This is a genomic window from Terrabacter terrae (assembly GCF_039529575.1).
Classification (GTDB): Bacteria; Actinomycetota; Actinomycetes; order Actinomycetales; family Dermatophilaceae; genus Terrabacter; species Terrabacter terrae.
Genome location: NZ_BAAANB010000010.1, coordinates 9,928 through 20,965 on the forward strand (window position 1 = coordinate 9,928; position 11,038 = coordinate 20,965).

10 protein-coding genes are annotated in these 11,038 nt (G+C 74.4%); 2 read left to right on the forward strand and 8 right to left on the reverse strand.

What is annotated here, in order from left to right; translation table 11 throughout:
• The coding region (locus ABD194_RS08455) for an ATP-binding protein (RefSeq protein ID WP_343990077.1) at positions 1-953 on the reverse strand (953 nt) is incomplete at its 3' end.
• A 121-nt stretch (positions 954-1,074) separates the two neighbouring features.
• Positions 1,075-1,440 carry a hypothetical protein gene (locus ABD194_RS08460; RefSeq protein ID WP_343990053.1) on the reverse strand — a complete coding sequence of 122 codons (366 nt, stop codon included), beginning with the start codon at positions 1,438-1,440 and terminating at the stop codon, positions 1,075-1,077.
• Between the two features lie 155 nt (positions 1,441-1,595).
• Here ABD194_RS08460 and ABD194_RS08465 point away from each other — a divergent pair, with 155 nt between their 5' ends.
• Together ABD194_RS08465 and ABD194_RS08470 are read left to right on the forward strand one after the other, a co-directional pair.
• Entirely contained in the window at positions 1,596-2,195 is a 600-nt protein-coding gene (locus ABD194_RS08465; RefSeq protein ID WP_343990080.1) for a thymidine kinase, read from the forward strand.
• Between the two features lie 131 nt (positions 2,196-2,326).
• Positions 2,327-2,884: a DinB family protein gene (locus ABD194_RS08470; RefSeq protein WP_343990056.1), complete on the forward strand. Its 558-nt coding sequence runs from the start codon at positions 2,327-2,329 to the stop codon at positions 2,882-2,884.
• Here ABD194_RS08470 and ABD194_RS08475 read toward each other — a convergent pair.
• From ABD194_RS08475 to ABD194_RS08500, 6 genes are read right to left on the reverse strand one after another with little or no spacing between them, the layout of a single operon-like run.
• A complete protein-coding gene (locus ABD194_RS08475; protein WP_343990059.1) occupies positions 2,874-3,521 on the reverse strand; it encodes a uridine kinase family protein in 648 nt (215 codons plus the stop codon). The two genes, ABD194_RS08470 and ABD194_RS08475, sit on opposite strands and share 11 nt — an antisense overlap.
• A gap of 60 nt (positions 3,522-3,581) precedes the next feature.
• The gene (locus ABD194_RS08480; protein ID WP_343990062.1) at positions 3,582-4,748 is read right to left on the reverse strand and encodes a VWA domain-containing protein; all 1,167 of its coding nucleotides are present in this window, start codon (positions 4,746-4,748) and stop codon (positions 3,582-3,584) included.
• Complete coding sequence (locus ABD194_RS08485) at positions 4,745-6,967, reverse strand: DUF5682 family protein (RefSeq protein WP_343990066.1); 2,223 nt, start codon at positions 6,965-6,967, stop codon at positions 4,745-4,747. Before ABD194_RS08485 ends, ABD194_RS08480 begins: the two co-directional genes overlap by 4 nt.
• 1 nt (position 6,968) lies before the next feature.
• The gene (locus tag ABD194_RS08490; protein WP_343990069.1) at positions 6,969-8,066 is read right to left on the reverse strand and encodes an ATP-binding protein; all 1,098 of its coding nucleotides are present in this window, start codon (positions 8,064-8,066) and stop codon (positions 6,969-6,971) included.
• Positions 8,063-9,610: a DUF5691 domain-containing protein gene (locus ABD194_RS08495; protein WP_343990072.1), complete on the reverse strand. Its 1,548-nt coding sequence runs from the start codon at positions 9,608-9,610 to the stop codon at positions 8,063-8,065. The genes ABD194_RS08490 and ABD194_RS08495 overlap by 4 nt, the downstream gene beginning before the upstream one ends.
• Before the next feature lie 14 nt (positions 9,611-9,624).
• Positions 9,625-10,932 carry an SWIM zinc finger family protein gene (locus ABD194_RS08500; protein WP_343990075.1) on the reverse strand — a complete coding sequence of 436 codons (1,308 nt, stop codon included), beginning with the start codon at positions 10,930-10,932 and terminating at the stop codon, positions 9,625-9,627.
• Positions 10,933-11,038 lie beyond the last annotated feature (106 nt).

Here is an 11,038-nt window from a genome sequence, read left to right on the forward strand (position 1 = left end):
ACGAGGTCGGTGTCGGTGACGACCTCGGTGATCGGGTGCTCGACCTGCAGGCGGGTGTTGACCTCGAGGAAGGCGAAGAACTTCTCGCCCGGGTGGTAGAGGAACTCGACCGTCCCGGCACCGGCGTAGCCGACGGCGATGGCCAGCCGCTCGGCGCTGGCGCGCACGTCGTCGGCCTGCTCGGTGGTCAGGACCGGGGAGGCCGACTCCTCGATGACCTTCTGGTTGCGGCGCTGGATGGAGCAGTCGCGCACTCCGACGGCCCAGGCCGTGCCGTGGGTGTCGGCGATGACCTGCACCTCGATGTGGCGTGCGCCGGTGACGAGCTTCTCGAGGAAGACGACGCCCGAGCCGAACGCGCGCTGCGCCTCGTCACGGGTGCGCTCGTAGGCGTCGGTCAGGTCGGCGTCGGAGTCCACCCGGCGGATGCCGCGGCCGCCACCGCCGGCGGTCGCCTTGAGCATGAGGGGGTAGCCGATGCGCGCGGCCGCTGCCTTCGCGTCCTCGAGCGTGTCGACGCCGCCGCGGCTCCACGGCGCGACCGGCACGCCGACCTCCTCGGCGATGAGCTTGCTGCCGATCTTGTCGCCGAGCTTGACCATCGCCTCGGCGCTCGGGCCGATGAAGGTCACGCCGATCCGCTCGCACAGCTCGGCGAACGCCGGGTGCTCCGCGACGAAGCCCCACCCGACCCACGCGGCGTCGGCGCCCGTCTCGCGCAGGGCGCGCTCGAGGACGGCGTAGTCGAGGTAGGGACGCGCGGACGCCGGCCCGAGGTCGTATGCGCGGTCGGCCTCCCGCACGAACATCGCCCGCCGCTCACCCTCGGTGTGCAGGGCGATGGTCTCGATACGGTGACCGTCGGGGCCTGCTGCCGCGTTGAGGTCCCGCACCGCGTGGATGAGCCGCATGGCGGCTTCGCCGCGGTTCACGATGGCGATGCGAGAAATCATCGGGCGCTCCTGTCGACGAGGGGTGGTGTCGCTCCCCGCAGCCTTCCACGCCGCCGAGGTGACCGGCGAGTAGACAGGCGCCGAGTCGGGGTTCGCGTCGCGGTGGCCGGCGCTCGACGGCTCAGGAGGCGCCGGTGCCGAGCAGCTCGCCGACCGCAGCCTGCACCATGCGGCGACCGTGCTCGGCCATCCGCGGGAAGGTGTGCCGGTAGTGGCCGATGCCGGTCAGCGAGGGGGCGAGCGCCCAACCGCAGGCCCGCACCCAGGTCGCGTCGTCGAGTGCGACGGCGTCGCGGTAGGCGGCGCGAGCCTCGCCGGTGAAGGTCCAGAGGGCCGGTGCGAGGTCGGGTGCCGGGTCGCCGACGCCCACGACCAGCTCGCCCAGCTGCGGTGGGACGTCTCGCAGGCGAACGCCGAGGTGCCCACGCCGAGCACCGATCCGACGCTGTGCTGGCTGGTCGGTGCGTCGGCACGCGCCGAGGGCCACGGAGCTGCCCTTGCCGGACAGCTCTCGGCCTCGGGGGTCCTCGACGACTGCAGCCAGGCAGCGGTCCGGGGCATCAACGGAGACGGGCCCTGACCTCGTCTGCTGGCCCCGTCTGCGGCTGTCACCGGCGGCGGATAGCGTTCTCGCCCGTGACCATGATCGACGGCGCCGCCCAGTCCCTGCGCACGGTGCCCGCGGTGTCGCTCGACGTGGTGCTCGGCCCGATGAAGTCGGGCAAGAGCCTGTCCCTCATCTCGATGCTGTCGCCGCTGCAGTTCACCCGGGTGCGGCACCGCGTCTACCAGTCCGAACGGCACGTCCGTGACACGGGCGTCACCTCCCGCAGCGGCGGGCAGCTGGTGACGACCAAGGTCGCGACGCTGCACGAGGCGCTCGCCGAGCCGCTGGACGTCGTGGCGGTCGACGAGGTGCACATGTTCGACGCGGGTGACGTGGCCGTCATCGGGCAGCTGCTCGCGCGCGGGACCCGCGTCGTCGTCGCGGGCATCGATCTCGACCACCGGGGTGAGCTCTTCGCCACGGTGCGCGCCCTGCTCGAGCTCGGCCCCGACACCGTCTCCTACCGCCGCGCGGTCTGCGACCAGTGCCGCGACTTCAGCGCCACCCATACGCAGGTGCTGCGTTCCGGCGAGCCGTTCCTCGAGCACCTCGGCGGCTCCGAGGCGCTCCCCGACGACGGCACCTTCAGCTACGAGGCCCGGTGCCGCTCCTGCTTCGTCCGTCCCGCACGCTAGAGAGGCGGGTGGCCGCCCGGCAGCTGCCCGCCGCACAGGGAGCCATCGGGCTCACCGGAGTGTGCCGGCCCGCTTCGGCCGGCGACGCGTCAGGTCGGTAGAGCACAGCTCCTGGTGGCTACGCTCACGGCATGAGCGACGCCGAGACCAGCTCCGCCACCCCCACGACGAGCACAGAGGCGGAGGCGCTGCTGTCCGTCCTCGAGCGCAACCGGCGGACCTTCGCCTGGAAGACTGCGGGTCTCGATGGCGACGGCCTGCGGGCGACGACCGCGGCGAGCTCGATGACGCTGGGTGGCCTCGTCAAGCACGTGGCCCTGGTCGAGTGCGACTGGCTCGTCGTCAAGCTCGCCGGCGAGGGCTACGGGTCCCCTTGGGATTCGGTCGACTTCGATGCAGACCCGGACTGGGAGTGGCGCACCGGCGCCACGGACACCCCCGACGACGTCTACGCCCTCTGGCGCGACGCCGTCGACCGCTCACGCCGGGTCGTCGCCGGCGTCATCGACGAACGCGGGCTCGAGGGCCCTGCTTCCTTCACCTGGCCCGACGGGCGCACGCCATCGGTGCGCGCGATGCTCCTCGACATGATCGAGGAGTACGCCCGGCACACGGGTCACGCGGACATCCTGCGCGAGGCGGTCGACGGCCGCGTCGGCGAGGGCGCCCCGGAGGGCTTCAGCCCCTGATCGCCGGACCGAGCGCCACAGTGGTGCGCCCGGGTGCCCGCTTCGCCTCAAGTGTGGCGACGACGAGGGAAGCCCGCTCCCACGGACGCTCAGACGCGAGGAAGGGCTCCTCGGCACCCATCCACCCGTCCCAGAAGCGCTCCGCCTCCTCCGGCGTGCGACCCAGCTCGACGTCGCGCCGCAGGCCCCGCTCGCGCGCCTCCAACCGGTCCGACTGCACCCACACGACGGCGTCGGCGTGGGCAGCCAGCGACGCGCGTCCCGCGCCGACCCCCTCGAGGACGAGGACGCGTGCGCTCTCGGGCACCGACACGGAGCCGTCCCGTCCGTGCGTGACCCAGGCGGGGGGACGGAAGTCGACCGACTCGCCCCGGCGCCACGGCTCGATGACGTGCGTGAGCGCGAGGTCGTCCCACGCGACGGCGTCGTGGTTCCACGACAGGTCGTCGCTGTGCACGACGGCGCCGTCCAGCAGCCGGGCTGCGCGCTCGGCGAAGGTGCTCTTCCCGCTGCCCGAGCGCCCGTCCACGAGCAGCACCCCGCCGTCCCCGAGCAGCTGAGCGAGCAGGCCGGCCAGCTCGGCGCCGTCCACGTGACGCCACGGGCCCGCCTCGGTCTCCTCGGGGTGCAGTCGCATGCGGGTGAGTATGCCGTCGACAGGTGGCCGAGGGCGCCAGACTTCCCCGGGACGGGGGGCTCAACCGGCGGGCTCGCCCGCGTGGGTGGTGACGATGTCGTTCGCGGACGCCCAGGCGGTGATGTCGCGCTTCTCGATCGCCGTCGCCATGAGGTCGGGGAAGCGATCGGGGGTGCACGCGAAGGCCGGGACCCCGACGGCTGCGAGCGCGGCCGCGTGGTTCGCGTCGAAGCTCGGACGTCCGGAGTCGCTGAGCGCGAGCAGGGCCACCATCGTGGCGCCGGACGCGACGACGGAGGAGGCGCGGCGCACCATCTCCTCGGCGATGCCCCCCTCGTAGAGGTCGCTGATGAGCACGAGGATCGTCTCGCCCGGCTGCTCGATGAGGCTCTCGCAGTAGGCGAGCGCCGAGTTGATGTCGGTGCCGCCGCCGAGCTGCACGCCGAAGAGCACGTCTACGGGGTCCTCGAGCTCGTCGGTGAGGTCGACGACCGCGGTGTCGAAGACGACGAGCCTCGTCTCCACCGAACGGAGTGACGCGAGCACGGCGCCGAACACGCTGGAGTAGACGACCGACTCGGCCATCGAGCCGGACTGGTCGATGCAGAGGATGATCCGCCGCTCCACCCGGCGGGCGCGCCGGGCATGGCCGACGAGCCGCTCGGGCACGACGGTCCGGTGCTCGGGCTGGTAGTGCTTGAGATTGGCGGCGATGGTGCGCCGCCAGTCGATGTCGGCCGCCTTCGGGCGGCGCGTGCGGGCAGCGCGGTTGAGCGCCCCGGTGACGGCCTGGACGGTCTCGGCCCGCAGGCGCTCCTCCAGCTGGTCGGTGACCGTCCGCACGACCGCCCGGGCCGTCGCGCGGGACCGCTCGGGGATGACTCGGTTCAGGCCGACGAGGGTCGCGACGAGGCCGACGTCGGGCTGCACCGCCTCCATCAGCTCGGGCTCGAGGAGCAGCTGGGTGAGGCCGAGGCGGTCCATCGCGTCGTGCTGCATGACCTGCACGACGGAGGACGGGAAGTAGCCGCGGATGTCGCCGAGCCACCGAGCGACCCGCGGGGCGGAGGCGCCGAGGCCGCTGCGGCGCTCACCGTCGTAGAGGTCACGCAGCGCCTCGTCGCGCTTGAGGTCGTCGGTGTCGAGGCTCGCGGCGTCGCCGATGCCGTCAGCCTGGTCGCCGCCCAGGACGAGGCGCCAGCGGGTCAGGCGGTCGCGGTCGCTCACGACGCCACCTCCAGCCCCAGCAGCCGCGCGACGGCGGCGACGGCCGGTGCGGCACGCTCGACGTCGATCGAGTCGGCCGCCGCCGATGACCGTGTACGCGTGCCGCTCGCGAGGTCGCGCAGGTGCGTCCCGATGAGACGGCGCTCCGCAGGCTGGTAGCGCGAGAAGGTGCGGCGCACGAGTGGCAGGAGGTCCTCGAACGCCTCCTCGGTGGCGCCCGCCAGCCACTCGTCGATGATCGAGAGCAGGTCGTCGCCGTGGATCAGCAGCAGCGCCTCACCGGCGAGGAAGCCGTCGAGCCAGGCGGCTGCCGCGGGGGCGGGCGTGCCCGGCGACAGCCGGCGGCTCAGGCGCGATGCGGCCTCCTCGTGGGTGAGGAGCGCACCGTCGAGCAGCAGCCGGTTGACGCGCCCGGCGACGGTGCCGTGGATGGCCTCGTCGCGGCCGACCGCCACCAGGGCCTCGGTCCACGGGTCGCGCAGGTCGTCGTGGTCGAACAGGGCGATGCCGCGGTGCGCTGCCTCGACGGCCGCCCGCATGGCGGCCGCGCTGTCGTCGTCGAGGGTCGAGCAGGCGGCGCCCAGGCCGACCGATGCCCGCACGACCACGGTCTGGAGCACGTGCGTGACGTCGGCGACGTCGACCCCGCGCACGTCGCCGTAACGGCAGGTGCGGGCGAGGGGCTCGACGGTCTCGAGCAGGGCTCGCGTGTCGTGCTGGCGGGCGGTCCGCTCCGCCAGGGCGGCCACCACGGCCCGCAGCCCGTCGGGGAGGTCGGCCAGCAGGCACTCCTCGATGAGGCGCCCCAGCACGCCGAGGTCGGGCGCGTCTCGTGCCTCCTCCGCGATGCGGGACTCGGCGGCACTGCGGACGGTCGTGCCGTAGAGGCTCGCCTCGATGACCGCGACGGCCAGCTCCGGCGTCCACTCGAGCTCCCACGCCTCCTTGAACGTGCCCATGGTGCGTCCGGCCTCGACCTGGGCGCCCCACGGCACGTCGAGGACCCGCAGCCGGTGCAGGAGCACCGAGCGCGCCAGCTGGGACTCGCGGCGCAGGTCGAGCTGGACGACCGTGGAGGAGGCAGACGCCTTGAGCCGCAAGGACTTCTGCTGCTTCGCGAGGTCGCTCGCGAGCGGCACCATCGGTGTCGAGTCGGGGACGCGGCCCAGCTCGTCGCCGATCACGAGGGTGCGGTCGACGAGGCGCAGCGGCTGGTCGGCGCCGTCGGTCAGCACAGCCCGCGCCGCATCGGTGAGCTCCGCCAGTCCCGCCGAGGGACGCCCGCGGACCGCCGCCAGCGCTCCGGCCAGGCGCGTGGCCTCGACGACCGCCGCGGTCGACGCGTCGAGGTTCTCGCCGCGCAGGGTCCGGGCGACCCGGACGAACCACGACGGCACGACCTCGTCGTCCGGGGTGGCGAAGAGGTGGTGGTACCACCCCGGCGAGCGGACCCCGGCGCCGTAGCCACTGGCATACGACAGGCGCTCGGAGCTCCACGGCGCCCACGTGGCGGCGACCTTGACCTTGGGCAGCTTGCTGAGCAACGCGTTGTCGTGGCTGGCCGGCGGGAACGACGCCGGGTCGAGCACGGGGGCGTGGTACGCGCCGCAGACGACCGCGATGCGCTCGCGGCCCCCGCGGATCTCCGCGCGGATCACCCGGCGCATGAAGGCTTCCCGCCGCTCGTCGTCGTCGCCCTCGAGGGTGCCGCGGACCCCCTCCATGGCCTCGCGCAGCTGGGCGAAGTGCGTGAGCGAGGAGGTGCGCCGGTGCTCGACGGCGTCCTCCCACCAGCGCTCCGGGTCGTCGTAGCCGGCAGCCCGGGCCAGCGCGGTCAGGGGGTCGACGCGCTCTCGTGGCCGCCGTGGGGCGTCGTCGCTCTCGGCACCTGCGAGGGAGTGGGTCGCCGGCAGGTCGGCGAAGCGCACGTCGACGCCGTGCGCGAGGGCCCACCGCAGCGCCACCCACTCGGGAGAAAAGGACGCGAAGGGGTAGAACGCCGCCCGCCGGGGCTCGTCGACGACGTAGACCAGGCCGGCGACGGGCGGCACGAGGTCGGGGTCGGCGGCCAGCGGGACGAGCGTGTCGAGCTCGGGCGGCCCCTCGATGACGACGACGTCGGGCAGCAGCTCGTCGAGCGCGCGCTCCACCGAGCGCGCCGAGCCCGGCCCGTGGTGCCGGACACCGAGGACCTCGACCCGTGCCTCCACCGCACTCATGTCAGCCCAGCTCGCGGCACGCGCGGTAGAGGTCGGTCCACTCGCTGCGGTCCTTGACGACGGTCTCGAGGTACTCGTGCCACACGATCCGGTCCTGCACCGGGTCCTTGACCACCGCACCGACCAGACCCGCCGCGACGTCGTCGGCCCGGACCACGCCGTCGCCGAAGTGGGCGGCGAGCGACAGGCCGTTGGTCATCACGGAGATCGCCTCGGCGGTCGAGAGGGTCGACGACGGCGACTTCACCGTCGTGCGCTGGTCGGCGGTGACCCCGGAGCGCAGCTCGCGGAAGATCGTGACGACGCGCTCGATCTCGGCCAGCGACTCGAGGCCCGGCGGCAGCTCGAGCGACGTCCCGAGGGAGTCGACGCGGGTGCGGACGATCTCGACCTCCTGCTCGAGGGAGTCGGGCAGCGGCAGCACGACCGTGTTGAAGCGGCGCTTGAGGGCGGAGGACAGGTCGTTGACGCCCTTGTCGCGGTTGTTGGCGGTGGCGATGACGTTGAAGCCCTGCTGCGCCTGGACCTCCGAGTCGAGCTCGGGGATCGGCAGGTGCTTCTCCGACAGGATCGTGATGAGCGCGTCCTGCACGTCGGCGGGGATGCGGGTCAGCTCCTCGACGCGGACGAGCGAGCCGGTCTCCATCGCTCGCATCACCGGGCTCGGCACCAGGGCGGCACGGGTGGGTCCCTCGGCGAGCAGCCGGGCGTAGTTCCAGCCGTAGCGCAGCGACTCCTCCGGCGTGCCGGCCGTGCCCTGCACGACGAGCGTCGACGAGCCGCTGACGGCGGCGGCGAGGTGCTCGCTCACCCACGTCTTGGCCGTTCCGGGGACGCCGAGCAGCAGCAGGGCCCGGTCGGTCGCGAGCGAGGCGACGGCGACCTCCATGAGCCGCCGCGACCCGAGGTACTTCGGCGTGATCTCCGTGCCGTCCTCGAGGGTGCCGCCGAGCAGGTAGGTGGTCACGGCCCACGGAGAGAGCCGCCAGCGCGGCGGGCGGGGACGGTCGTCGGAGGCCGCGAGCGCGGCCAGCTCGGCGGCATACGCGTCCTCGGCGTGGGCCCGCAGGACCGTGGTGGCAGAAAGGGACTCGCTCATCTGAAGGCCTCGGAGATCGATCGCTTGACGGAGTGGAACTGGAGCAGGTTGCGCAGGTGGGTGGTGAGGGTCTGGTCGGCGCCCGTGGAAGCGAGCCAGCGCTCGAGCGGGTCGAGCGCGGCCGGGTCCAGCCCGGCGAGCAGGTGCGGCATCGTCGCCACCACCATCGCCGACCCCAGCTTCGAGGCGCGCAGGCGGGACACGAGCGCGACGCTGAAGTCGGGCGACCAGGGCGGGTCGACGGCGCCCACGACGGACGCGATCTCGTGGGGGCGCTCGCTCGTGGCGTCGACGCGCTTCAGGACCACGCGCTCCCGAAGCTCTCGGGGGAGCGCCGGAACGAGCGCCGGGTCCCAGCCGCGGGCGAGCAGTGCCGCGGCCCAGTGGGGGTCGCGTCGGACCCGAACGGCCCGCCGTATGCCGGCCAGCGCGTCCGCTGCCTGCGCGTCGGCCAGGCGGTTCACCGTCGCGGACGGGTCGGCGCCGGTGAGCTCGGGCCACAGCTCGAGCGGCGCTCCGGCACAGAGCAGCTCGAGCCACCAGCCACGCGCAGAGCGGCGCGGCGGCGGCTTGCCCAGCCCGTCTCGCACCGCAGCGGGGTCGGGCTCGTCGGGCAGCAGGACCTCCAGGCCGCGGCCGAGCATCCCGGTGCGGCGCACGAGGGGGCGCAGACGCTGCGCCATCCGAAGCGCACGGGCCGAGCCGGGAAGGGCGTCGAGCAGCTCGGCCGCTGCCTCGCGAACCGTGCCGGCGCGGTCGTCGAGCGCTGTCTCGAGCAGGGGCTCGTCCTCGGGACCGAGGCCGATGCGGAGGGCGTCGAGGTGGGCGCGTCGGTCGCGAGCCGAGTCGGTGTGCCACGTGGCGGCCACGAGCTCGCGCCCCTCCGTCGGGTCGTGGGCGCGCACGGCGGCCAGGACGCTCACGCGGTCCGCGGAGGGCAACCGGGCCCACTCCTCGAGGATCGGTGACGACCCGGCGGCGCGTGACGCCGTGCGCGCGTCCGCGCCGGCGGCCGCTTCGGCGACCCACGCCCAGTCCGGCCGCAGCCCGGCCAGCCACCGACCTCGCTCGTCCACCACGGCCGCGGTCGGGCGGCGGAGGTCGCGGGTGCCGGTGGCGAGCTCGAGCAGGGTGGGCAGGAGGGCATGTGGCACGCGGCAGCCCGCGTCGTCGGCCGCCTGCAGCCAGTGGGCGAGCAGTCCGGTGCGCTGCGCCGCGCCGGCCGGGGGCTGCGTCATGACGAGCTCGAGCAGCTGCACGGCCCGGCGGGGCGCGACCGGACGGCGGTCGTCGGGCGCGGAGTCCGGTGCCTCGGCGTGCGGCAGCCGGCGTCCTGCGCGCAGCGCCGCCGCGCCGAGGGCCGCCGCGTCGAGCAGCGCCTCCTCGCGCGGTGCGGCACTCGCACGGGCCCGCACCTGCGCCGACCCGAGGTCCGGCAGCGGCGGGACCGGACGGCGGGCCGTGCCCACGAGCGCAGCGTTGCCGACCTCGCGCCACCACGTGTCGACGTCGGTCACGAGGCTCCCAGCGCGCACACTGCTCACAGTGCTCACAGTGCTCACAGCGCCATCACCTCGTCGCCCACGACCACCGAGAGCGGCCGCAGCCGTGACTCCTCCAGCTCGCCGAAGACCTGTGCCGGCCGGCCCCCGGTCAGGGCCAGCAGCGACCACACGGGGGCGTCGTCGGTCAGCGCCACACTGGCCCCCTCGGCGTCGACGACGCGCTCGGTGCCGACCCGGGCGTCCGCGACGACGACCGGCACCCGGCGCGCCCACGGGTTGAGCCCCCACGCCGCGGCGGCCGCGGACCGGGCGTCCTCGAGGGTCGAGCCGGACGGCATACGCACGCCCTCGTCGGCGACGGTGGGCTCGTCGACGAAGAGCGCCCGCCTGACCGCGGCGCCGGGGTAGCGGGCGACCGTCGCATCGAGGGCCGAGCCGACGACGCGAGCGACGGGCAGCACCTGCCCACCGGCGGCGAAGTCGAGGACCTGCACCGTCTCTCCGGTGGCGAGGCCGCGCAGCCACGTCCGCTGCTGCTGCAGCCGCCCGTCGTCGGTGCGGTGGGCGCCGAGGACGAGCCAGCGGTCGGTGACGGCGTCGGCGCGCCGGACGGACTCGCTGCTCGTGGCCCAGCCGAGGTAGGCCCGCAGGTCGCCGAGCTGCGCCTCGTCGAGGGAGCCGCGCCCCGCCCACGCGCGCGTCGCCGTCCACCAGCGACCGAGCGCGACGAGGAGCCGCTCGGCCCAGTCGGGCCGGCCGCTCACGAGGCCGCCGACCGAGCGCACGTCGTCCGCGAGGCCGGGCAGCTGCGCGTCGACGAGCCGCGCCGCCGTGCCGTCCCACCACGCGTAGGACTGCTGCCGCGCCGACGCGGTGCCGCCGCGGACGAGGTCGGTGAGCCAGCGCGCGAAGTCGTCCATCCCGCCGTCCATCAGGGCGAGCCGCTCCTCGAGGCGCTTGGCGGCCGCAACCGGGTCGGGGGTGCGCGTAGCGCGCGCCGTGTCGCCGGCCGCCTTGGCCTCCGCTCGCGCCGACCGCTCGGCCGCCCACTCCTGGGCGAAGCCGGCCGCCTCTGCGGCGTCCTCCACCGATCCGGACCCCTCGACCCAGAGGAGCAGCAGCGCCAGGCCGTGCTTGCACGGGAACTTCCGGCTCGGGCAGGTGCACCGGAACGCAGGACCGGTCAGGTCGATGCTGACCTGGTACGGCGTCTTGCCCGAGCCCTGGCACTTGCCCCACACCAGCGTCTCGGTCGAGCCGGTGTCGGACCACGGACCCGGCCTCGCCAGCCTCCGGGCAGCGGCCAGCGACGAGGTGTCGGGGGCCAGGCCGGCCACCTGGGCTGGGGTCCATCGCGTCATGTCCCGCACATCATGACCGACACCTCCCACAGCCGCGGGCGGACGGGCGTATGCCGTGTCGCGACGGTCCCGGATCGCCGCGGTCGCGCTCGTCGCTCAGTGCTCC